20 protein-coding genes are annotated in these 23,448 nt (G+C 62.7%); 12 read left to right on the plus strand and 8 right to left on the minus strand.

Annotation, left to right across the window (positions count from 1 at the left end):
* Positions 1-22: 22 nt before the first annotated feature.
* From HMPREF2781_RS04620 to HMPREF2781_RS04635, 4 genes are read right to left on the minus strand one after another with little or no spacing between them, the layout of a single operon-like run.
* Positions 23-1,003, minus strand: a complete 981-nt coding sequence (locus HMPREF2781_RS04620; RefSeq protein WP_070644567.1) for an LLM class flavin-dependent oxidoreductase — start codon at positions 1,001-1,003, stop codon at positions 23-25.
* 3 nt (positions 1,004-1,006) lie between these two features.
* Positions 1,007-2,347 carry a branched-chain amino acid transport system II carrier protein gene (gene brnQ, locus HMPREF2781_RS04625; RefSeq protein ID WP_070644568.1) on the minus strand — a complete coding sequence of 447 codons (1,341 nt, stop codon included), beginning with the start codon at positions 2,345-2,347 and terminating at the stop codon, positions 1,007-1,009.
* Positions 2,348-2,385: 38 nt separating this feature from the next.
* Positions 2,386-3,483, minus strand: a complete 1,098-nt coding sequence (locus HMPREF2781_RS04630; protein WP_070644569.1) for a MalY/PatB family protein — start codon at positions 3,481-3,483, stop codon at positions 2,386-2,388.
* 10 nt (positions 3,484-3,493) lie between these two features.
* The gene (locus tag HMPREF2781_RS04635) at positions 3,494-5,326 is read right to left on the minus strand and encodes an ABC transporter ATP-binding protein (RefSeq protein ID WP_070644570.1); all 1,833 of its coding nucleotides are present in this window, start codon (positions 5,324-5,326) and stop codon (positions 3,494-3,496) included.
* Positions 5,327-5,416: 90 nt separating this feature from the next.
* On the opposite strand from HMPREF2781_RS04635, the gene HMPREF2781_RS04640 reads away from it, so the two are divergent.
* Together HMPREF2781_RS04640 and idi are read left to right on the plus strand one after the other, a co-directional pair.
* Entirely contained in the window at positions 5,417-5,953 is a 537-nt protein-coding gene (locus HMPREF2781_RS04640) for a hypothetical protein (RefSeq protein ID WP_070644571.1), read from the plus strand.
* Positions 5,950-6,474: an isopentenyl-diphosphate Delta-isomerase gene (gene idi / locus HMPREF2781_RS04645; protein WP_070644572.1), complete on the plus strand. Its 525-nt coding sequence runs from the start codon at positions 5,950-5,952 to the stop codon at positions 6,472-6,474. Before HMPREF2781_RS04640 ends, idi begins: the two co-directional genes overlap by 4 nt.
* Here idi and HMPREF2781_RS04650 read toward each other — a convergent pair.
* A complete protein-coding gene (locus HMPREF2781_RS04650) occupies positions 6,471-7,742 on the minus strand; it encodes a carboxylesterase family protein (RefSeq protein WP_070644573.1) in 1,272 nt (423 codons plus the stop codon). The genes idi and HMPREF2781_RS04650 overlap by 4 nt on opposite strands.
* A gap of 174 nt (positions 7,743-7,916) precedes the next feature.
* On the opposite strand from HMPREF2781_RS04650, the gene HMPREF2781_RS12500 reads away from it, so the two are divergent.
* Positions 7,917-8,072, plus strand: a complete 156-nt coding sequence (locus HMPREF2781_RS12500) for a hypothetical protein (protein ID WP_168163674.1) — start codon at positions 7,917-7,919, stop codon at positions 8,070-8,072.
* Between the two features lie 12 nt (positions 8,073-8,084).
* On the opposite strand, the gene malQ is transcribed toward HMPREF2781_RS12500, so the two are convergent.
* Positions 8,085-10,184: a 4-alpha-glucanotransferase gene (malQ, locus tag HMPREF2781_RS04655; protein ID WP_246821774.1), complete on the minus strand. Its 2,100-nt coding sequence runs from the start codon at positions 10,182-10,184 to the stop codon at positions 8,085-8,087.
* A 93-nt stretch (positions 10,185-10,277) separates the two neighbouring features.
* Between malQ and HMPREF2781_RS04660 the strand changes: the two genes are divergently transcribed.
* Positions 10,278-12,119, plus strand: coding sequence for an AMP-dependent synthetase/ligase (locus tag HMPREF2781_RS04660; RefSeq protein ID WP_070644575.1), 1,842 nt, complete (start codon positions 10,278-10,280; stop codon positions 12,117-12,119).
* Between the two features lie 125 nt (positions 12,120-12,244).
* Positions 12,245-12,925, plus strand: coding sequence for a hypothetical protein (locus HMPREF2781_RS04665; protein WP_070446689.1), 681 nt, complete (start codon positions 12,245-12,247; stop codon positions 12,923-12,925).
* A 162-nt stretch (positions 12,926-13,087) separates the two neighbouring features.
* On the opposite strand, the gene HMPREF2781_RS04670 is transcribed toward HMPREF2781_RS04665, so the two are convergent.
* Complete coding sequence (locus HMPREF2781_RS04670; RefSeq protein WP_070446688.1) at positions 13,088-14,155, minus strand: CNNM domain-containing protein; 1,068 nt, start codon at positions 14,153-14,155, stop codon at positions 13,088-13,090.
* Entirely contained in the window at positions 14,155-15,528 is a 1,374-nt protein-coding gene (locus HMPREF2781_RS04675; protein ID WP_070644576.1) for a hemolysin family protein, read from the minus strand. The genes HMPREF2781_RS04670 and HMPREF2781_RS04675 overlap by 1 nt, the downstream gene beginning before the upstream one ends.
* Positions 15,529-15,670: 142 nt before the next feature.
* Here HMPREF2781_RS04675 and hemW point away from each other — a divergent pair, with 142 nt between their 5' ends.
* The 7 genes from hemW to pdxY all read left to right on the plus strand — a co-directional run bounded on the left by hemW (position 15,671) and on the right by pdxY (position 23,005).
* Entirely contained in the window at positions 15,671-16,819 is a 1,149-nt protein-coding gene (gene hemW, locus HMPREF2781_RS04680) for a radical SAM family heme chaperone HemW (RefSeq protein ID WP_070644577.1), read from the plus strand.
* 701 nt (positions 16,820-17,520) lie between these two features.
* Positions 17,521-18,555: a heat-inducible transcriptional repressor HrcA gene (gene hrcA, locus HMPREF2781_RS04685; protein ID WP_070525541.1), complete on the plus strand. Its 1,035-nt coding sequence runs from the start codon at positions 17,521-17,523 to the stop codon at positions 18,553-18,555.
* Positions 18,556-18,609: 54 nt separating this feature from the next.
* Positions 18,610-19,752, plus strand: a complete 1,143-nt coding sequence (dnaJ, locus tag HMPREF2781_RS04690) for a molecular chaperone DnaJ (RefSeq protein ID WP_070644578.1) — start codon at positions 18,610-18,612, stop codon at positions 19,750-19,752.
* The gene (locus HMPREF2781_RS04695) at positions 19,752-20,492 is read left to right on the plus strand and encodes a 16S rRNA (uracil(1498)-N(3))-methyltransferase (RefSeq protein WP_070644579.1); all 741 of its coding nucleotides are present in this window, start codon (positions 19,752-19,754) and stop codon (positions 20,490-20,492) included. Before dnaJ ends, HMPREF2781_RS04695 begins: the two co-directional genes overlap by 1 nt.
* A gap of 10 nt (positions 20,493-20,502) precedes the next feature.
* On the plus strand, positions 20,503-21,468 hold the full coding sequence (locus HMPREF2781_RS04700) for a PhoH family protein (protein WP_070644580.1): 966 nt from the start codon (positions 20,503-20,505) through the stop codon (positions 21,466-21,468).
* Positions 21,465-22,040 (plus strand): rRNA maturation RNase YbeY, encoded by a 576-nt coding sequence (gene ybeY / locus HMPREF2781_RS04705; protein WP_070644581.1) that lies wholly within the window; start codon positions 21,465-21,467, stop codon positions 22,038-22,040. Before HMPREF2781_RS04700 ends, ybeY begins: the two co-directional genes overlap by 4 nt.
* Positions 22,041-22,156: 116 nt before the next feature.
* Positions 22,157-23,005 carry a pyridoxal kinase PdxY gene (gene pdxY / locus HMPREF2781_RS04710; protein ID WP_070644582.1) on the plus strand — a complete coding sequence of 283 codons (849 nt, stop codon included), beginning with the start codon at positions 22,157-22,159 and terminating at the stop codon, positions 23,003-23,005.
* The last annotated feature ends 443 nt before the right edge of the window (positions 23,006-23,448 follow it).

Below are 23,448 nucleotides of genomic sequence, written 5' to 3' on the forward strand. Positions count from 1 at the left end.
GTACGCGCGCCTGCGCGTACGCCTACATCTGCCACGCTTGTGCCAGGTTTGCCATATTACCCAACGCTGCCTTGTGGCTTGTGGATTGCAGGGAGATCATGAGCTCATCCGCCTGAGCCAACTTCTGGAAGTCGGTGAGGTACTCGCGCACGTGCTCTACATTTCCAACGGCGGAGTACTGCAGCATGCTGATGATCTGCTGGCCCTGAGGGGAGTCGATGATGCGGGCGACGTCGTCGTCGCTGAGCTGCCTGCCGCGGCTGACGAAAGCCTTCACGCGGCGGAAGCAGACCTTTTCGAATTCCTCCTCGGCGTCATCCCCCGCGGTGACGTTGACGCCGGCGATGACATAGGGCTCGGGGTGGGCCTCGGAAGGCTGGTAATTCTCGCGGTAATAGGCCGTGGCGGCTTCCAAGTGCTGCGGGGCGAAGTGCGAGGCGAAGGCATAAGGCAGACCGAGCTTGGCGGCCAGCGAGGCGCCGAAGAGCGAGGAACCCAGGATGTAGATCGGCACGTTGGTGCCGTGGCCGGGGATGGCCTGCACGCCGGGGACGAGGGATTTTCCAGAAAGGTAGCCTTGCAGCTCCTTGACATCCTCAGGGAAGCGCTCGGCGGCATTTCTATCGCGGCGCAGGGCGCGGCCCAGAGTCTTCATATCGGTGCCGGGTGCGCGGCCCAGGCCCAAGTCGATGCGGCCGGGGTAGAGCTCGGCGAGGGTGCCGAATTGTTCGGCGATAACATAAGGCGCGTGGTTCGGCAGCATGATGCCGCCGGAGCCCAATCGGATGCGCTCGGTCTTCGCGCCAATGTGGGCGATGAGAACCGCCGGGGCGGAGGAGGAAATAGAGGGCATGTTGTGGTGCTCGGTGTACCACATGCGCTCAAAGCCCAAGGCCTCCGCTTGTTGCGCCAGCTCGACCGACCTGGCCATGGACTGGGAAGGAGATTCCCCCGGGTAGATGGTGCAGAAATCGAGGATGGATAGGGCGGCGCGGGGCGTCATGAACTACTCACTTTTCTTCGACGAGGATGTAGATACAACGTCGATGATAACGCCGATGACGAATGCGAGGAGCGTGGGAACCACCCAGCCCAGGCCAACGTCTTGGCCAGGGGAGAAGCCAAGCGGGGCACCGAAGGAGGTGGCGGCGGACCACAGGACGGAAACCCACAGCGCCAGGCGGAAGCCCCAGTAGAAGGTGACCCACTTCTTAACTGCTGGTTGCAGAAGCGTCAGCGCGATCAGGGAGATAGCCGGCGGGTACAAGAACACGATGAAGGGAACCGCGATGGCGAGCACCGTATCCAGGCCTTGGAAGGCGAAGGCGATGGACAGCGCGGTAAATAGGCAAGCCCAGAAGTGGTAGGTGGTCTTCGGCACGAGCAGGGCGAAGAACTCCGAGGTGGCGGAAATCAGGCCCACGGCGGTGGTCATGCATGCCAGGATGACGATGGCGGAGAAGACGGCCTGGCCGACGTTGCCCATGGTGAGATTGGAGGCGTCGGCAAGCAAGGCGGCGCCGGAATCATAGGAGGAACCATTCGGCATGGTTTGTCCGATCCACGCCAGGCCCAGGTAGATAGCGGCAAGCAGCGCGCCGGCGATGACGGCGGAAGTGATGGTTCCGCGCAGCAGCGCACGGTCAGTAGAGAAACCTTTGGAGCGCAGCGAAGTCACGATGACGATGGAGAATGCCAGGCCCGCGATGGCATCCATGGTGTTGTAGCCCTCGAAGAGGCCTGTGACGAAGGGCGCGGAGGCGTACTCCTCAGTCGGGGTGCCGGGAACGCGGGGGTTGGCCAGTGTGGCCAACGTAATGAGGGCGGCGAGCAGGATGACCAGCGCCGGGGTGAGGAACTTGCCCAAGGTGTCAATGATGTTGTTGGGGCGCCAGGCCAGGGCTAAAGCGATGAGGAAGAAGACGACGTTGAAGGCGCCGTTGGCAAAGGTTCCCTCCCAGCCAAGCAGCGGGGTAATCGCGGTTTCCATGGATACCGCGCCGGTACGCGGCAGGGCGTAAAACGCGCCGATGGCCAGGTAGGCGATGACGGAGAAGGCCACGCCGAAGATCTTGCCGCCGTGGTTTCCGATATCCCGCACGGACTGGCCGGAAATGGCCACCGCGATCACCGCCAAGACCGGCAGGGCTACGCCAGCGGCGAGGAAGCCCATGGTGGCCGGCCAGAAGTTGGTGCCGGAGGAGACACCGACCTCCGGCGGGAAGATGAGGTTGCCCGCTCCGAAGAACATGGAGAAGAGCATGAGGGAGGCAACGATGACGATGCCGATGGGGGAGCTCGTCTTCGAAGCGGACTGGGCGGGGGCCTGAACGTCATTAATGGACATTTTTCTAAGGATAATGCCCATGACATGAGATGTAAATTTTAGCTAAATGCTTTCTCCAGCCGGTCGAGTGCCTCTTCGAGCAGCTCACGGGAGGTTGCAAAATTAAGACGGGCATGATGCTCACCGCCCGTGCCGAAGGTGACACCCTCGTTGAGGGCTACCTTGGCGTGCTCGCGCACCCAGGCCGCAGGCTTCGGGTTATCCCCAATGGCAGTCTCGCTAAAGTCCAACCACAGCAGGTAGGTGGCCTGCGGGTGGGAAGTCTTGAGGCCTGGAACGCGCTTGGGTAACTCCTCCACCAGCCAATCGCGGGTCTTCTTCAGGTACTCAATCTCCTCGTCAAGGAACTCCCCACCGTGGCGGTAGGCAGCCTCCGCAGCCAAGACACCGAGCGTGCCGGTGCCGTCCTTAGCCACGCCGGTCAGCGAGTTCCAGCGCTCGACATCCGCAGTATTGGAGAAGATCACCTGCGCGCACTTCAAGCCCGCGGTGTTCCACGCCTTGGACGTGGCGGTGACGGTAATAACGCGGTCGGACAAGGCGCCGAGCGGGATGTGGCGGCCTTCGTAGACGAGCGGGGCGTGGATCTCATCGGAGAGGATGCGGGCATCGTATTTATCTGCCAGCTCCACGAGCCCCCGCAGCCAGTCTTCATCAAAGACGATGCCCAGCGGGTTATAGGGGTGGGAGAGCAGGATGGAGCCGGCGCCGGCCTTAAAGGCGCGCTCGATATCGTCGAGCTCCAGCGAGGTCTCAATCTTCTCGCGCCCAGCGGTCCCCGGCAGCTCCAGCAGCGGCGGGTAAGAGGGGACCGGCACGGCCACCGCGCCCTCGGTGAAGTACTGCACGCCGAGCAGCAGGCCGCGGACAACGTCCCCGATCCAGAAGACGTGTTCTGGGCGCCAGCCATAGCGCGCTTCATAGAAATCCGCCAGTGCCGCGTTGAGCTCAGAGGCCTTGGGCGCCGGGGTGTAGCCGAAGGACTCGGCGTCGACAGCCTCTTGGATGGCCTCCTTGACCGCCGGTGCGGTGAGGAAGTCTGATTCAGCGATCCACAGCGGAAGGATGTCCTCGTCATAGACGGTCCACTTGCGGGTGCCGCGGGCAGAGAGTTCTTTCAGGCTAGGGAAATGCATGCGCCCCACCTTACTCGTCGGTGGCTTGGACGAATCCGTATTTTTTCAACCGTTGGCGGTCAGCGGCGGAGGCGGATTGGGTCAGCCGCAGCAGCTCGGCGTAGATGCCGCCCGATTGCGCCAGCTCGGCCGGCGAACCAATCTCGGAGATGCGGCCGCGGTCTAGGGTGATGATGGTGTCCACGTCCGCGATGGTGGACAGGCGGTGCGCGATGATGAGCGTGGTGCGGTTCTTCATCAGCTCATCCAAGCCTGCCTGCACGGCGCGCTCAGCCTTGGTGTCCAGCGCCGAGGTGGCCTCGTCGAGGACGAGGATGGGGGCGTCCTTCAGCATGGCGCGCGCCACGGCCACGCGCTGTTTCTGCCCGCCGGAGAGCTTGAGGCCGCGCTCGCCGATGACGGTATCGTAACCATCGGGGAATTCTTCGATGAAGCCGTGTGCATTGGCGCGCTTGGCGACGTCCACGATCTCCTCCATCGTGGCGCCCGGCTTGCCATAAGCGATGTTTTCCCGAATGGTGCCGGAGAAAAGATAGGACTCCTGGAAGACCACGCCGACCGAAGCGCGCAGGCGCTCCGCGGTAAGCTCCGCAGCGTCGTGGCCCAGTACCGTTAGTTTTCCCTCCGTGGGCTGGTAGAGGCCCAACAGTAGGTTGACCAGGGTGGACTTGCCGCCGCCGGACTCGCCGACGAGCGCTACCTTGTGGCCTTCCTGGGCGGCGAAGGTGATGTCGGCGACGACCGGCTTATCCGATTCATAGGAGAAGGACACGTCCTCGAAGGCGAAGACCGGGCCTTCGGTGGGGTGCAGCGGTTTAGCCGGGGTGAGGTCGAGCTCCGGCACGTCGGAGGTTTCAGCGGCGGCGACCAGCTGCGGGTTGACGGTGGGCTCCGGGATTTCCTCCATGACCTTGAAGTAGTCCTTGGAGCCGGCGATGGCGCGCTGGCTAACATCCACGATCCAGCTCATCATGAACACCGGCTGCTTGGCCATGTTCACCAGCTGCAGGAGCATGACCATGTCACCGATGGAGAAGTGGCCCTCCAAGGTGCGCCAGAAAATCAGGCCATAGATGCCTAAGAAGATCAGCGCCATGGCCGCGCCGCGCGCGGTGTCCATGGAATGCCACCAGCGCGACTGCGGCTTCGTCGTATCCACTACCGTGCGGTAGTGCGAACCGAAGGAAGCTAGCTCGCGGGCCTCGGCGACGAAGGACTTGGTCACCTTCACCTGTCCGATGACCTCCGCGAAGCGCCCATTGGCCACGTCGATGTTCTCGTTCTTAATGGCCTCAAACTTTTGCCAGCGCTCCGAGGTCAGCGCGGTGAGCCACATATAGATGGGGAAGAGCGCAGCCAGCAGGATGGCCAGCGGCCAGTAGTACACCGCGGTGATGACTAGCACCGCCGCGGCCTGGATGAGCATGACGAAGAAGTTATTGGAGAAGGACTGCAGGAATTGCGTGATATTCGCAATCGAGCGGTCCAAGCGCGCAATGATGGTGCCGGTAACCTGGTTGTCGTAATAACCTTGCGGCACGGAGAGCAGCTTGGCAAAGTAGCGCGTCGAAAGAATCTGGCGCAGGCGTGCGACCATCACATCGCCGATATAGCCGCCGATATTCTTCACCACGTTGCCCAGCGCGTCCGCCACAAAGAGTGCTACGACCCACCACAGAATGGTGCGCAGTGGTCCGCCTGCGACGACGGTATCGGTGGCTTCGCGGAGGATGAAAGGTGTCAGCAGCGACAGAATCGCGGTGACTGACGCGGTGATAAGGACGCCAAGATAGAAAGGCCACAGAGCGGAGGCGCTGCGGACGATGCGGAGAATAGAGTTCATCGCCGGCCGATGTTACGCCCTTAATAGGAATATCCAACCCGTCGACTAAGGTAGGGGAGAAACCGAAATCGTGATGGAAAAGGATCCGCGGTGAAGAAATACCTCCCCCTAGCGTGCGCCCCGCTGTGCCTGGCTGCCTTGTCAGGCTGCAGTATCCTCCAGCCGCCGGACGTGGGTCCGCAGGACAACATCGTGGTCTCCAGTTCGGAGCCGCCGACCTTTGAGGCCAAGGACGTGGACGCTCACGAGGTCACCTCCGACTTGGCAGCCCCCGTTAAGGACGAGGGCCTCAACGTGGAATTTGAGCTGCAGGGCCTGTACTCCGGCGGTGGCGGAACGGTGCTGACTGTGAAGATTCACAACCTCAACGAGGTGCCGATGCCTGTCGACGCCCTCCCGGAACCCACCCTCGAGCGTGCCGACGGCAACGGCGGCTGGGCCACCGTGGATTCGATTGATGTTGACCCCGCTGTCCACCCGGATGTGGCCGCGCCGGGCCTGGATCACCCGCTGGGCGCCGGTGCGTCCACCAACCTTCAATATGTCTATAACGTTGCCCCAGGCAACCTCTGGAACGCGCGCTTTAGCATTGGCAACGTGCGCTATGTAGGAGACCTCAATCTATGACGGAACTCGTCGTTCTCGCTTCGCCGGAGGGCACACCCGCCGGCACCGCTGACAAGGCCGCCGTACATACCGCGGATACCCCGCTCCATTTCGCCTTTTCTGCGTGGGTGGTGCGCGATGGCCAGCTGCTGCTGACCCGCCGCGCCCTGTCCAAGCTGACCTGGCCTGGCGTGTGGACCAATTCCTTCTGCGGGCACCCGGGCCCGGATGAGGAGACTGCCGCCGCCGTCGTCCGCCGCGGCCGCTTCGAGCTTGGCCTGAGCGGCACGCCGCGTTTGGTGCTCCCGGACTTTGCTTACCGTGCCGTGGATTCTTCTGGCGTGGTGGAGAATGAAATCTGCCCGGTCTATCTCTTCGAAACTGAAGATGATCCGGCGCCCAACCCCGGCGAAGTCGATTCCTTCGCGTGGGCGCCAGTGCGCGATGTGCTCGCCGCGGTCGATGCCACGCCTTTCGCCTTTAGCCCGTGGATGGTGGAGGAGTTGACCCACGAGCCGCTGCGCGCGGCCCTTCTGGCTTAGAGCAGGCTGCCATCCTGGGCGAAGGCCGCCGAAATATAATCCAAGCTGGCGTAGGCCACCCGATGCTCGTCGTTGTCTAAGTTGTATTCCCAGATAGCGTGCTCGGGGCGGTAGGCCTCGAAGCCGGGCTCGCCGGTGCGCACAAAATCTTGTAGCCACTGGGCCAGAGGCGTTCTGCCGAAGAGCGGGCGCAGCTCCTCGCAGTGCAGGGCCGGGCTCGAGGAACGGATGAACTCCACCATCCAGGTCTTACCCGGTGCCTTCTCCGCTACCTCTGCAGCCCAGCGGCGGATGATGGCATCACCCACCATCCGGCCCATTGGGCGCTCCTTGTCCATGTGCTGCGCCACCTGATACCAAGGTTGGAAACCATTGCGGGGAAAGCCAAAGCGCGGCGCCGCATAGCGCAGGATGAGGCCGCGGAACGGGGAGCGGTCAATCTTCCGTGTGGCCGGGATGTTGTAGAACTCGTCGCGGGTACTGCCGAGGATGAGGGGGACGTCGGCAAGCTGCCCACACTCCAGTGGCGTGGGGCCCAGCGCCATATCGAGGCTGTACTTCTTGCGGAACTTGGCGTAGCCGGCGGCAAGCTCCTCTTGGCTCATCGCCGCAAGCGAGGAACGCGTGATGGGCTTCTTCATCACCTGACGCAGGGTGGCACTGCGCTCCTCGAAGGTCTCCCGCGGGAAGCCCGGGGAGAGCGCTAGTGCTCGGCGAAAGGCCCCGCGGTAGTGGTCCCGCCGACACAGCCACAGCACGGCGTTGGCGCCGGCGGACTGGCCCAAGATGGTGACGTTGGTGGGATCCCCGCCGAAGGCCTCGATATTGCGCTGGATCCATTCCAAGCCCAGCTGCAGGTCCTCGATGGCGCGGTAGCGGTCGGGCTCATCACCACGGAAACGGGCAAGCCCCGGCAGGCCCACGCGGTAGCCCAGCTGCACGTGGACGATGCCTGCCTGTGCGGTGGGCGTGCCCGCTGCCCGGGGATCCTCGTGGGAGCCGTGCTCGTAGCGGCCGCCGTGGATATAGACCAACGTGGGCGCCAGTGACGTGGTGCGGCTGCCGGGTGCGGGGGCGGTGATGGTGAGCGCGACCTTCTCCGGGTGCGGGGTGCGTGCATCCTGGTCACGGGGTGGGGCAGGTTCGGGGTTCTCGAAATCCCCCGGGATATGGGAGTACTCGATGGAGTGAAAGTGGGCCACGTCCTCATCGAGGTAGCCGGTGATGGTGCCCGCGGGGCAGGTGACGTCGAAAGGTGCACTGCTCATGGTGAACAGGCTACCCTGAGGGCATGGAATGGCTCGTGCAGGCGCCAGTGTGGGCGCAAATGGCGGTGCTTGCCGTCACCGCAGTGCCGGCCGCAACCGTGATGGGGTGGGGGTTGATGTGGGCCATCGACCGCGTGTACACACTCGTGGAGGGGCGGACTAGGATAAATGACCATGACTCCCGATGATCACCGCGAAGGCCTGTGGGACCCTGAGCGCTCACAGCCTTCTCACCGCAAGCGCGCACTACCCAAATCCCGAGTGAGCGTGACCCTTTGGTTGATGATCACGCTCATCGTCGTGGTGGCCATCGTCGGCGTCGTCCTTTAGAGGGACGACGCTTTAGCGTTGGGTGCCCGGACGTTGGGCGGCCTGGGCGAGGCGCTGGTAGAGCTCCTGCTTCGGTAGATCCTCCAAGAGCACCGGCTTGCCGGCGGTATCGCACAGCGGGATGCACCAGTTCGGGTATTGATCTTTCGTCGTGCCCGGCTGGTTCTGTGCGCGCACGTCACCAACCATGTCCACCACGTTGGTGACCGTCAGCGCCGAGGGAGTTCCCGCAACATAACGATGCAGGGCGACGAGCACGTCCTCTTCGCTCTCGCGGTTCTCCAACATGCCATAGGCCTGCAGATTATCCTTGACCTTTTCTTGCCAGGCGCGGTCCTCGGCTACTTCTTCCGCCACGGGGCGGGTCAAAAGGCCTAGGCGGGCACGCAGCTCGATGTGGTCGCCGCGCAGGTAGGCGAGCGTCGGCGGCAGATCGTGCGTGCCCACCGAGGACATCGCCATGTGGCGGTACTGATCCTGCGGGCGTGGGGTAGGGCCTTCGTTGGCGTGCTCAAACCAGATGATCGTGGTGCCCAGCACGCCCATATCGCGCAAGGCGTTTTGGACCCACGGTTCCAGGGTGCCCAGGTCCTCGCCCACGAGGACCGCACCGGCGCGCTCAGCCTCGAGTGCGAGGATGCCGAGCATGGCCTCCCAGTCATAGGTCACGTAGGTACCGTTGAGCGGGGTGGACTGGCGCGGGATCCAATACAGGCGGAACAGGCCCAGCACGTGGTCGACGCGCAGGCCACCAGCATTGCCCAGCATTGTGCGCAGCAAATCACGCCATGGCTCGTAGCCGGCTTCCGCCAGGCGGACCGGGTGCCACGGTGGCTGGGACCAGTCCTGGCCCTGCTGGTTATAGTCATCCGGCGGGGCGCCCACCGAGCATTGCGGGGCGAGGTATTCCGCCAGATTCACGGCATCGGCACCAGCGGGGTGGATACCTACGGCCATATCGGTGATGAGGCCGATGCTCATGCCGGCCTCGAGCGCGCGGCGCTGGGCGGCATCCAGCTGCTCATCGCAGAGGAATTGCAGCCACGAGTAGAACTCGGCTAAGTCGTTGACGTCGAGGCTCAGCGCGTGGCGGCGTCCACTGTGGCGCGAAAGCTCAGTCTCTGCACACCACAGCGCGAAGTTGCGCAGGCCGCGGCCCTCGCGGCGCTGGTACTCACTAAAAGCGGTGCGGCGCTCCGGGGTCATCCCCTTGCTGAAGAGCTCCTGCAGGACCTGCAGCTTGGCTTCGAAGATGGAATCACGATCAATCTCTTCTGCCGACCGGTTGCACTCGCGGAACTCGGCGGCGAGCTCGGCCACATCATCCTGAAGTTCTGGGCTGAGCAGCTTCAGCTCTGGGACATCTTCGATGCGAATATAGATCGGGTTGATGAAGCGCCGGGTGGTGGGCAGGTAGGGCGAATCCTCCACTGGCGGAATCGGCTCGCCCGCGTGCAGCGGGTTAATAAGGAGGAAGTCATAATCCGGTGCCAAGGTCTCCGCCAATTCGGCGAGGTCTCCGAAATCGCCCATGCCCCAAGACTTCTCGGAACGCACCGAATACAGCTGCGCCATCGCGCCTGCTGCGGGGCGGTCGAGGTAGCGATCTGCCGTGCTCAGATGGTTCGGCACCACGATGAGCGGGCACTCGTGCTCGCCGATGCCGGGCGAGGATAAGTGCAGCTTGTGGAAACCTAAGGGCAGGTCACCGGGGACGTGGAAGCTGGCCTCGCCCCACATGGTTCCGGCGACGTCGGCAGCCGGGGCGTCGTTCGGATCCTGGTAGGTCGGCCGAGTCTCGCCGTTCTCCAGCTCGATGGTCACGGTGACGGGGTCGCCGTCGTGGACGTGGACGGCAAAGGACTTTTCGGCGCCTTCGCGGGCCACCACGCAGGGCGGCAGCGGGCGGGAGGCGCGTTCGAGGTAGTCCTCGAACAAGGCCTGGGTTAGCTCTTCATCGTCCGGACGGTCGGAGATAGAGACGCCGAGTGCGCGCAGCGTATAGGTAATTGTCTCCTCGCTGACGTACACGGGCTGTCCGTTCTGGGCGGTGTACTCGCAGGCCACGCCGTGGCGTTGGGCAAGTTCTTGAAGCAGATCACGGGTAGTCACGTCCCCCAATTGTGCCACGCCCTTGCTGCGCGCGGGAGAAATCCGGTTGGTAGAGTGGGCTGGAATTTAATTTTTGTGGGAAAGGACACAACTGTGACTTTGAATGAAGCGCATACGAAGGCGGAGTTCGAGATCAAGGACGGCGAAACCTGCCTTACCGCGATGATGGCTACGGCGCACGCCCGCCCACATGGCGTGCTGTTTACCCGCCCTGCGAACTATGAGTGGGTCAACGTGACCGCCAAAGAGTTCGTGGAAGAGGTCTACGCGGTGGCCAAGGGGCTCATTGCTTTCGGCGTGGAGCAGGGCGACCGCGTAGCCCTTATCTCTACCACCCGCTATGAGTGGTCCCTGCTGGACTACGCCATCTGGGCGGCCGGTGCTATCTCCGTTCCGGTGTACCCCTCTTCGTCGATGTCCCAAGTCCAGTGGATTATCGAGGATTCCGGTGCCATCCTCGCCATCACGGAAACCCGCGAGCACTCCGAGCTGGTCAAGCACCTGAAGCTGCAAGAGGATGGCACCCCACAGTTGCACGGCTCTCCCTCCCAGCTGCGCCGCATCCTGGAGATCAACTCTTCCGCCATCGATACGCTGAAGTTTGAAGGTCGCGATGTCAGTGACGATACCGTCGACCAGCGCATCGAGGCCACGGCTACCGATGATGTTGCCTCGTTGGTCTACACCTCCGGCACTACCGGGCGCCCCAAGGGCTGCATGCTGACCCACCGCAACTGGCTCGCGGAAGCTCGCGGTCTGCTGACTAACCCCATTGGCGCCATCGCCGTGCCGGGTTCCCACGTTCTGACCTTCCTGCCCTTGGCACACGTTTTTAGCCGCGCGGTGTCGCTGGCGGTCACCATCGGCGGTGCCTCCCAGAACCACTGGTCCGACTTCAGCACCATCACCATCGAATTCGCGCGCTCCCGCCCGAACCTGATCCTGGGCGTGCCGCGCGTCTTTGAGAAGGTGCGCAACGGTGCCTCCGCCAAGGCCCACGGCTCCTCTGCGGTCAAGGGCGCCATTTTCGATCGCGCGGAGAAGGTCGCTATCGAGTACTCGAAGGCGCTGGATACTCCGGAGGGGCCTAACCGTGTCCTTAAGGCCAAGCACAAGGCTTTTGACAAGCTGGTCTACTCCGCTATTAGGCAGGCCATGGGCGGCGAAGTCAAGTACTGTATCTCCGGTGGTTCGGCCATCTCGCAGGATTTGCTGCACTGGTACCGCGGCATTGGCGTGACCATCTATGAGGGCTATGGCTTGACGGAGACCGCCGCGGCCGCCGCCGTCGACTTTGTCGATCAATCCATCGGTACCGTTGGTCCGCCACTGGGCGGAACGACGATGCGCATTAACGACGACGGCGAGATCATGATCAAGGGCGATATCGTCTTCAAGGGCTACTGGCAGAACGAGGAAGCCACCGAGAACGCCCTGCAGGACGGTTGGTACAACACCGGCGACCTGGGGGAGATTGATGAGGATGGCAAGCTCGTCATCACCGGCCGCAAGAAGGATCTCATCGTCACCGCTGGCGGCAAGAACGTCTCTCCTGGCCCGATGGAAGATATCCTGCGCTCCCACCCGCTGATTTCCCAAGCCATGGTGGTCGGTGACGGCAAGCCGTTCGTCGGCGTGTTGCTCACCCTGGATGAGGATGCGCTCAAGCGCTGGAAGGCTGATCACAACATCTCCGCGACCAAGGGTATGCGTGAGGTTGCTGCCGATCCGGCGCTGCGCGCGGATATTCAGGACGCCATTAACCAGGTCAACGCCACCGTTTCCCACGCGGAGGGTATTAAGAAGTTCGTCATCCTCGACCAGGACCTCACCGAGGAAAGTAACGAGCTCACCCCCACGATGAAGGTCAAGCGCTATGTCGTGGCGCAGCGCTACGCAGCGGATATCGAGCGCCTCTACGCCGGCAAGAAATAAGGCTGGATGGAGTCTGTGAATTCCTTCGGAGTGTCGCGCAGCCGAATGGGAGGATCTCTAATAGAGTCAGCGGGGTCAGAAAAACTCTAAACCTCAACTAGAGGTTCTCACGGAAAGGGCAGCCTATGCACAAGATCGCAGCCGAGCTGCGCCACCGTGAGCTGACCCAAGAAATCTATAACATCGGCGATGAAGTCGTTGACTACATCGAGCACCTCATCGAGGCCATCGAGGACTGGGACGATGAACTCGCCCTCGACTGTCTGGCCGAGCTGGGGGATATCGTCGAAGACGCCCGCGTGGATTCTGGGCGTTGTGTCGGCGAGCTCATCGGCTTGCGCCACGCGCTGGTCTCCGGCCTGAAGTCCGGCACCATCTCCGCTGCCTCCTCCGGCGACAATGATGTGGAGGAGCCGAAGCAGCTTACCGCCCGCGCACTCGCTGAAGGCCTGCCCATCTCCGGCCCGCCCGTTGTGGTCTCGGAGTTGGCAGAAACCCTGCGTGGCCGCACCGCCGCGGTGGCCGCCTACTTGCGCGAGCTGGTCGAGTACGTGCTGGCGCAAACCGACGCCGTGGCTCGCAACCTCGATGTGGTCTCCCTGCCGAACCTGTACAAGCGCGCGGGTGAATCCTCCCTCATCGCCGTGCAGGCTTGGCGCCACACTGTCGTGGAGGCGCACCCTGCTTATGTGCGCACCATGCGCGGGCATAACCCGCCGCCTTTCTTGGAGGAGCGCGCGCGTATTGACGCCGTCGTTGCCCGCGTGCGCGCCAAGCGTCAGAAGAAGGCCGCCACGACCGCATAGTCGCCGCATCACAGACTTCCTTGTTGCCAACACACAAGGATTACCTAAGAAGAGCGCCGCCGAGATTCCCTCTCTCGGCGGCGCTCTTCGCTGCTAGTGTGGCACGAATAACTTTGCGTGCCACCGTCTAGCTTCGTGTGCCAGGGGCTTAGCGCGTACGCGCTAAGCCCCTGGGTTCTTGGTGGCCGGCGCGGCCTGGTCCAACTGCTCCGTAATCTGCGGCCACAGCTGGCCCATGATGTCATCCCAGGTGAGGATCCACACGGTCTTGTCTTTGGTGGGTTTGCCCACCATGACGAGCTGCTCGTTGCGGGCGCGCATCTGGTCCAGCGTCTTCTGCACGGTGGAGGATGAGCCCACCGCCAGTGCGGGGCGGGAGAAATCCAGCACCGGAGTTTCCGGGTCCGCGAGCAAGGTATCGCGCACGTGAACGATGCGTGGGATGCGCGAGGTACGCGGGTAGACCAGCACACGCATGATGGACTTGCGCACCACGAGATCATGAAGCTCAGCCACCGTGGCATCGGAGGACAGCGGCAGGATTTCCGAGCCGTGCTCGCGGGCCAACTGGGCCGCAGTGGCGGCTTCCAGTTCGATGACGCCGGTGATCTGGTTGGCGGAGTCATCGTCAAGCGTGCCCGTCAGGCGCGAGTGCTCGACCAAGTGGCGAAGGGTCTCCGCGTCATAGCCGGCCGCACCAGCGCGGTCGACAGGTTCCTCGCCGGTCATCGTCACCAGCTTGTTGGCCATCTTGTTGATCCAGAGCAGCAGCGGACGGAAGAGCCAAATGAAGCCGCGGGCAGGCACCGCGATGAGCTGAAGGGCGGTCTCCGGGTGGGCGATGGCCCAGGACTTCGGCGCCATCTCACCAATGACCAGGTGCAGGAAGGTCACCACGAAAAGGGCCAGCAGGAAGGAAATGACGTCAGCAACGCCCAGCGGCAGGCCAAGGGCCTCCAGTGGGGTCATAAGCAGGTGATGGACCCAAGGTTTGGTCACCGCACCGAGGACGAAGGTCGCGGCGGTAATGCCCAGCTGGGCGCCGGCCAGCATGACGGTCAGCTCATTCAGCGAGCGTAGGCCCGCACGCGAAGCCGCCGAGGATTCCGCAGTCTCCTCCAAGCGGTTGCGGCGCGCACCCATGAGGGAAAACTCGATGACCACGAAGAACGCGGAAGCAGCGATGATGAGAATAGTGATAAGGAGGTTAAACCACCAGGTATCAGTCATTAGTCATCCTCTCCTTCCGGGAATTCCTCTACCAGCTCGAGTGCCAGGACGGAGGGCACGTGGCGGTCGATTTCCTCGACGCGCACGTTGAGCGTGCGGATGGGGGCTTCGTCACCATCGACCCAATCTTCCGGTTCGGCCTCGAGCTCGATGGAGAGCTTTTCACCCTCGTCCGGCAACGTGCCGGAATGCGCGATGAGCAGACCGGCGACGGTTTCGAAATCGCCCTCCGGCAGGTCGTGGCCAATGGCGCGCTCGACCTCGTCGATGGGGGTGTCACCGTCGACGATCCAGTGCGTCTCGTCCTGCTCGGTGATTTCCTCGGTCTCTTCGAGGTCGTGCTCGTCGGTGACATCGCCGAGGATTTCCTCGGCCAAGTCCTCCATGGTCACGATCCCGACGAAGCCGCCGTATTCGTCGATGACGCAGGCGAGTTTCTCGTCGGCATCGCGAAGCTCCGTGACGACGTCGGGAAGCGGCATGAGCTCCGGCACCACCACGGGTTCCTTCATGATTTCACGAGCCGGGGTAGCCAATGGCAGCTCACTGCCCAGCACGTCGTAGAGGTGCACCACGCCGATGGGATTGTGCTCATCGTCGATGATGGGGTAGCGGGTGTGGTTCTCCGACATCATCTCGCGCACCTCACCAATGGTGGTCTCCGGCTCGATGACATCCACGCGCGAGCGCGGGATCATGGCGTGTTCCACGTCGTGCTCGGGAAAGTCGAGGAGACGGTCGAGGACCAGGTAGGTGTCCTCATCCAAGTCGCCAGCCTCGTGGGAGGCATCCACGATGGACTCCAGGTCATCGGTGGTGGCCGAAGAATCGACATCCTCCACCGGCTCAATACCGAAGACCTTGAGCAGGGCATTGGAGGAATACTCAAAGAAGTGGATGAGCCAGCCGAAGATCTTGAGGTACCACATCGTGGATGCGGACAACCACAGCGCTGACTTCATGGGTGCGGCGATGGTGTAGTTCTTCGGGAAGAGCTCGGCGAAGAGCATCGTGAGAACCGTCGACACCGCCAGCGCTGTCACCGTGCCGATGGCGACAGACACGCCCGTGGGCACGCCCACGCCGCCGAGCAGCTGGCCCAAACCTTGGCCTACGAGGGGCTCGGCCACATAACCAATGAGCAGACCTGTAATCGTGATACCCAGCTGCGCGCCGGAAAGCATGAAGGAGGTCTTTTGGGTGATCTTTAAGGCGCGCTCCGCGGACTTATCCCCTGTCGCTGCGCGCTGGCGCAGCTGCGTGCGGTCCACCGACATGAAGGCGAATTCCTGCGCCACGAAATAGGCGTTGGCCACGATAATGAGAGCGATGACGGCGAAACCCGCCACAATCATCAGGATGGCAGATAACACGGTTTACCCCACCGCCTTACGTAGGCGGCGGGGACATCGACTCGGAGGTTCCACTTAAAAGAGGCCTTTCTTCACTAATCGGGGTGGCAAATCTGCACTATAGACTACCGCTTTAACGGTTCTGTCGGATATTTTGTTCCCCATGGATCCCTTTGGTCTCTACATTCACGTTCCCTTCTGTGCTTCGCGCTGCGGATACTGCGACTTCAACACCTACACCCCCGGCGAGCTGGGAGGGGACCTGACCAGCGATTATCTAAGTGCTTTGGAGAAAGAACTAGAGATGGCGGCGGCGCAGGTGGGCTGCGAAGCCGAGACCGTTTTTATCGGTGGCGGAACGCCGAGTCTGCTGGGTGCTGAGGGCCTGGGCCGTGTCTTGTCGAAGGTCCGCGATACCTTTGGCCTCGCCCCGGGCGCGGAGGTCACCACGGAATCCAACCCGGAATCCACTTCGCCGGAGTACTTCGCCGGGCTTCTCGACGCCGGCTTCACCCGCCTCTCCCTGGGCATGCAATCCGCCTCGCCGGGGGTGCTCGCCGTGTTGGAGCGAGCCCACACGCCGGGCCGCGCCTTCGATGCCGCGCGCGAAGCCATCGCTGCGGGCTTTGAGCACGTCAATCTGGACATGATTTATGGCACGCCGACTGAAGAAGATGCCGACGTTGCCCTGACCTTGGAGCGCGCCCTGGAGACCGGGGTGGACCACATAAGTGCGTATTCGCTCATCGTGGAGGATGGCACGCGTATGGCCCGCAAGGTGTCCAAGGGCCTCCTGCCCGCACCGGATGAGGACGTGCTGGCCCGGCGCTATGAGATGATCTCCTCCACGCTCGAGGCCGAAGGTTTTGAGTGGTATGAGGTGTCCAACTGGGCCAAGCCGGGCGGGGAGTGTCAGCACAACCGCATTTACTGGGTGGACGGCAACTGGTGGGGTGCGGGCCCGGGCGCGCATTCGCACTTAGGCAACGAGCGCTTCTATAACGTGAAGAACCCGCGGACCTACATCAAGGCGGTAGGCGAGGGCGAGTTGCCCATCAAGGAGCGCGAGCAGCTCACGGAGGTTGACCGTCATACCGAGCGCATCATGCTGGGACTGCGCCTGCGCGAGGGCATTCCTGCGTCCTGGCTCGCGCCGGCGGCGGAGCCCGTGGCCGCGCGGTTCATCGAGCGCGGCCTGCTTGAGCGCGCCGGTGACCGCCTTCGCGTGACCAAGGCAGGCCGCCTGCTCGCGGATGGCATTATTACGGACCTCCTCGTCGCTGAAGACACCGCCCAAAACACCGCCCGCTAGCGGCTTGCCCCGCCGGCGGGCCGACCTCCGAGTCCGCATCAGCTGGCTCATTAGCGGCCGTACCCTGATCGTGGCCTGCCCTGCCTTCTGCACATGGTTCCAGTGGAAAGGCTCCGGTCGGAAGGTTCGTTTGGGGGTAAGCAAACCTTCCTTAGGCTGCTAGAAGGTTCGTTTGGGGGCAGGTAAACCGTATGACCTGAGCCATCTGAGTAGAACCATCTGTGTGATGCAACCGCGAAGCCGCGAAGAAGTGGCCAAGCCTTGGCCTTTCGATACCGAGGAGACATAGTGACTTAAAGTTAGCCCCGCTGGGAATTTGTTAGTTTTTCTCCTTTCGTCGGAAAGTTTGATAGCGGTGTTAGTCGGTGTTAGTTTCTCTCTCCACGTCGAGAAACCTGTTAGTCGCTTTCGATACGGTTAGTCTTTTAAGTGGTCCTTTTAGTTTGGTCCCGTTAATTTGGTCCGTTTACGGCGAAAAGGGACCATCTATCGCAGGAAATGGGCCCGCAGATGGTCTCTTTGTCCTCAAAAGAGACCAGACTAAAGGGACCATCAGTTTTCGAGCCACCTGGAAGCGCATGATGGACGCTTCTAAGAACGCACTTTGGAACCTGCGGGAAGTGGTGGCGGGCTACCAGCGCACCGAGGCAGATTGGCACCAGCTTCCACACTTGCCCGCCAGGACGGATAGTCTTAAAGACATGTCTAGCTCCACCGATGCCCGCCGCCAAGAGGTCCTGCGCGCCATCGTCGCGGACTACATCGCCTCGCAATCGCCCGTCGGCTCCAAGGCCCTGCTCGAGCGCTACCAGCTGGGCGTGTCCTCGGCGACGATTCGCAATGACATGGCCGTGCTCGAAGCCGAAGGCCTCATCGCCCAAGAGCACGCCAGCTCCGGGCGCGTGCCCACGCAGAAGGGCTACCGCCAGTTCGTCGATACGCTGCACGATGTTAAGCCGCTTTCCAAGGCCGAGCGCCGCGCCATGCTCACCTTCCTCGAGGGCGGCGTGGATTTGGAAGACGTGCTGCGCCGCTCTGTCCAGCTGTTGGCCCAGGTAACTAAGCAAGCGGCCGTCGTACAGATGCCTAACCTCAAGGTCTCCCGCGTGAAGCACTGCGAGGTCGTGGCACTCTCACCGGTGCGTCTGCTCTTGGTGTTGATTACGGATAATGGGCGCGTCGATCAGCGCAATGTGGAGCTCGATGATGTCATCGACCCCGAGCAGACCCACCGCCTGCGCGATATCCTCAACACCGCCCTGGAGGGGAAAACGCTCACGGAAGCCTCGGTGGAGCTGGCCGCGCTTGTCGACGACTCCCCGGCCGATATCCGCCCCCACCTCCTCAAGGCGGCGACGACGCTGATTGAGACCCTCGTGGAGCAGCCCTCCGATCGCCTGATCATGGCGGGTACGTCCAATCTCACCCGCGTGGCCCTGACCGAGGGTTTGCCCTCTATCATCGAGGCTCTTGAAGAACAGGTCGTGGTGCTGAAATTGCTGGCCCGCGTGCCGGACCTGGGCAATGTTTCAGTCTCCATTGGCGAGGAAAACGAAGCCGATGAGCTGCGCCAAACCTCTGTCGTAGCTACGCGCTATGGATTCGGCACAGGCTCGGAGGCCGCAGCACTTGGCGGGTTAGGTGTGGTGGGTCCGACGTATATGGATTACTCGGGAACAATCTCCAAGGTCTCCGCCGTTGCACGCTATGTGAGTGAAATTTTGGCGGGCGAGTAAGCTGGCCCGTCGGATTAGATTTAGAATCAACGAGATATAGAAGGATGACAGTACGTGGCTCGTGACTACTACGGCATTCTTGGTGTAGAAAAGTCGGCGTCGGATGCCGAGATTAAGAAGGCCTACCGCAAGCTGGCGCGCAAGTACCACCCGGACGTCAACCCGGGCGATGAAGAAGCCGCGGAGAAGTTCCGCGAGGCTTCCCTTGCACAGGAGGTTCTGCTGGATCCGCAGAAGCGCCAGGTTGTGGACATGGGTGGTGACCCCATGGAGGAGCGCGCGGCCCAGGGCGGCGGCTTTGGTGGTTTCGGTGGCGGCGGCCTCGGGGATATCTTCGCCGAGTTCTTCGGTGGGGGAGCGGCCTCCCGCGGCCCGCGTTCCCGTGTGCAGCCCGGCGATGACGCGCTGCTGCGCACCACGATTACCCTCGAAGAGGCTTATAGCGGAGTGAAGCAGCAGGTCAAGGTCGATACCGCCGTGGTCTGTGACCGTTGTGAGGGCTCTGGTTCTGAGTCCAAGTCCAAGCCGGTGACCTGTGATCACTGTGGCGGTATGGGCCAGGTTCAGGAGGTCCAGCGCAGCATGCTGGGCAACATGATGACTACCCGCGATTGCCCGAAGTGCTATGGCTTCGGCGAAGTAGTCACCGATCCCTGCGGCCACTGCGGTGGCGATGGCCGCGTGCGCAAGCGCCGCGATATTACGGTGAACATCCCCGCCGGCATTGGTGATGGCATGCGCATCCGCATGGCTTCCCAGGGCGAGGTCGGCCACGGCGGCGGCCCCGCTGGTGACCTCTACGTCGAGGTACACACCGAGCCGCACCCCGTTTTCGAGCGCAATGCTGATGACCTGCACCTGACCGTGCGCGTGCCCATGGTGGATGCAGCTCTGGGCTCTTCCTGCACCGTCGAGCAGCTCGACGGCGAGGAGCTCACCATCGATATCGCGCCGGGCACCCAGCCGGGCGAATCCATCACCCTCCAGGGCAAGGGCATGCCGCGCCTGCGCACCGACGGATTCGGCAACCTCCACGCTCACGTGGATGTGGTGATCCCGACGGACCTGGATAAGAAGACCCGCGAGGCCCTCGAAAAGGTCCGCGCCGCCGGCCACGGAGGCACCGAGGTCCACCATGCCGGGGATGGCCAGGGCGAATCCCTTTTTAGCCGCTTCCGCGATAAGTTCCGCCGCTAATGTCTTTACCCGTCTTCCTCCACCCGGATCTTTCCCTCGCGGAGGTCAGCCAGCCGGTGGGCCTCGATGGTGCGGAGGGCCGCCACGCGGTCACCGTCAAGCGCATGGGCCCAGGGGAGCACTTGGTCCTGATCGATGGGTCCGGGCGCCGCGCTACCGCCACCATCACTGATACGCAGGGCAAGGACACGCTGGTCGCGCTTGTCGACGACCTCGCGATCCTCCCCGAACCCTCCCCGAGGGTGGTCGTGGTCCAGGCTATCCCCAAGTCTGAGCGCGCCGAACTCGCCGTCGACCTGGCTACCCAGGCCGGGGCGGATGAGATCATCGCCTGGCAGGCGGATCGCTGCGTGTCCAAATGGGATGCCAAGAAGGCCCCGAAGGCGCTAGCGAAGTGGGAATCTGCAGCCGTGGCGGCGGCGAAGCAATCGCGCCGAGTGCGCGTACCCGCGGTGCGCGGCCCGCTGACTACCCGCCAGCTATGCCAGGAGATTTCGGGTGCACGCGCCTTGGTTCTTCACGAGGAAGCTCAAGTGCGGCTCAAGGACCTGGAGGACCTCGACTCCGCCGGAACCATCTACCTACTGGTGGGGCCGGAGGGCGGCATCGGCGCGGAGGAACTGGCCCGCCTGCAGGACGCCGGTGCGACGGCGATCAAGTTGGGGCCGGAGGTGTTGCGGACGGCGTCGGCAAGCATGGTGGCCTTGGCCAGCATCGGCACCCTGACCGCGCGCTGGTAGCCTTTTGGGCGTGCCTATTATCACCACCAAGTTTGATCTCGATTCCGCCTACCTGGCCACGGTGCTCGGCCCGGCGGACGATAACCTGCGCGTTTTGGGCAACCTCGTGGGCGTGGACCTCTTTGCCCGCGGCACCACCATTACTGCCGCCGGCCCCGATTATGAGGTAGCCCGCGCGCGCAAGGTCCTGGAGGAACTCGAGGCGATTGCCCGCCGCGGTCACCCGGTGAGCACCGATACCGTGAAGCACACCCTGGACCTGGTCACGGTGGATGCCCCGGCCTCCGTGTCTGAGACGCTCGCGGCCGATATCGTCTCGCGCCGCGGCAAGGCCGTGCGTCCGAAGACGGTGGGGCAATCGCGCTATGTGCAGGCGATTGATGAGAACACGATTGTCTTCGGCATTGGTCCGGCCGGTACCGGTAAGACCTACCTGGCGGTGGCCAAGGCGGTGCAGGCCCTGCGCGCCAAGCAGGTCAGCCGCATTATCTTGACCCGCCCGGCCGTGGAAGCGGGGGAGAAGCTGGGCTTTCTGCCTGGCACGCTCAACGACAAGATTGACCCCTACCTGCGCCCGCTCTACGACGCTTTGCGGGACATGATCGACCCGGAGATGATTCCGAAGCTCATGGAAGCCGGCATCATTGAGGTCGCCCCCTTGGCCTATATGCGTGGCCGCACGCTCAACGATGCCTTCGTCATCCTCGATGAGGCCCAAAACACCACGCCGGCGCAGATGAAAATGTTCCTGACGCGTTTGGGCTTTGGCTCCACCATCGTGGTGACCGGTGATATCTCCCAGGTGGACTTGCCGGGTGGCCAGGTCTCCGGTCTGCGCCTGGTGCGCCGCATCCTGAAGGGCGTGCCGGATATCCACTTCGCGGAGCTGGGCTCTGCTGATGTGGTGCGCCACCAGCTGGTCGGGCGCATCGTGGAGGCCTACGACAATTTTGCTGAGCAGGAGGAGAAGAAATGAGCATCGAGTTTATTAACGAGTCCGGCTATGACGGCGTCAACGAGGAGATGCTGATCGACGTCTGCTCCTATGCCCTCGGCCGCCTCGACGTGAATCCGGATGCCGAGTGCACCATTACCGCGGTGGACCTAGACACCATCGCGGAGTTGCATGTGCGTTGGATGGACCTGGAAGGCCCGACCGACGTGATGAGCTTCCCCATGGATGAGCTCACCCCGGGTGCTACCGGCGGGCGCCCCGACGCAGCGGAGGCCGGACCGGCCATGCTGGGTGATATCGTGCTCTGCCCGGAGTTTGCCCAACGCCAGGCCACAGCCGCCGGCCACTCCCTGGGCCACGAGCTGGCTCTGCTCACCGTGCATGGTTGCCTGCACCTGCTGGGCTATGACCACACCACTGCGGCGGAAGAGAAGGAAATGTTCGGCCTGCAGAACGAGCTGCTGGCGGACTGGTATGAGGACTTGGCGGCCCGTGGTGTGAGCTACCAGCCCAAGCCTTCTGGCCCGAAGGCTTTCCCGGATGCCGCCGAGCGCGCGGAGCTGGATAAGGAAGTTCCCGGCGGCGGCCTGTAATCCGGATGTGAGTGGGCCCACCGCCTGTGTCTGTTGCGGACAAACACAGGCAGTGCGTTTGCTTAAATGGGGCTAATCGTTGAGGTGCGTGGTGGGGCGTAGCACAATGGAGAGTTATGAATATCCTCTCCATCCAGTCCCACGTCACCTTCGGCCACGTGGGCAATTCCGCAGCAGTCTTTCCTCTTCAGCGCGCTGGCCATGAGGTATGGCCTATCCACACGGTGAACTTCTCCAACCACACCGGTTACGGCGATTGGGGCGGGCCGATGATCCCGGCGGAAGAGGTCACGGCGATTGTGGATGGCATCGAAAAGCGCGGCGCCTTCCCGCGCATTGATGCGATCTTGTCTGGCTACCAGGGCGGTCCGGACATCGCCGGTGCCATCGTGGATGCTGTGAACCGCATCAAGGCGGTCAACCCCAAGGCCCTCTATGCTTGCGACCCGGTGATGGGCAACGCCAAGTCTGGCTGTTTCGTCTCCGATGAAATCCCGCCGCTGCTGCGCGATAAGGTCGTTCCGGTCGCGGACATCATCACCCCGAATCAGTTCGAGTTGGGCTACCTGACTGACTCCGAGGTGGGCACCTTGGAGCAAACGCTTGCCGCGGTGAAGCGCGCGCAGGAGATTGGTCCGAAGACTGTGCTGGTGACCTCGGTGCAGCGCCCAGAGACCAGCGAGGACGAGATTGAGATGCTCGCCGTTGATGGCGAGCGCGCCTTCCTGGTGAGCACCCCCAAGCTGCCGTTCAAGCGCAACGGTTCGGGTGACGTCACGGCCTCGCTTTTCACCGGCCACTACGTGGAAACCCACGATGCGAAGGAAGCGCTCAAGCGCACGGCTTCTTCGGTCTTCGACTTGCTGCAGAACACCTACGAGGCGGATTCGCAGGAGCTGCTCCTCATCGAATCGCAGGACACCTTCGCTCACCCGCAGCTGCAATTCCAGGTCGAGGAGCTCTAGCCGCCAATCCGTGACCGCTGCCCGCGCGCCTTTGCAGCTTGAGGCTTGGCGGTCTCGCGCACCAGTCTGAGTCTCGGCCTTACGTGGCCCTGCCGTCAGCCTTCGCTGTGGTCCCGCAAAAGGTGCCCGGCAAACGGCATCTCCCAAAAGGCGTCTCTGGTAGTAAAAACGCCATCTGGACGCCGCAAAAGGCGTTTTTAGGCGTGAAAACGCCTTTTAACAGATGCCTCCTGGAAGATGCCATGTGGCGCAAGCTTTTTCGCAGTCGCCATGCGGCGGATACGCTCGCGCCATCAACTCTCACCCTCGCGCACCGCTGCTTTCGTGGCCCACCTTCAACGATGTGGTTTCCAGCCATAAGGTTCTACTCACATGGTTCGGGTCAGAAGGTTCTCTTGGGGGCAAACAAACCTTCTGCAGGTCGCTAGATGGTTCGTTTGGGG

The sequence above is a fragment of the Corynebacterium sp. HMSC062A03 genome (assembly GCF_001811145.1).
Taxonomy (GTDB): Bacteria; Actinomycetota; Actinomycetes; order Mycobacteriales; family Mycobacteriaceae; genus Corynebacterium; species Corynebacterium aurimucosum.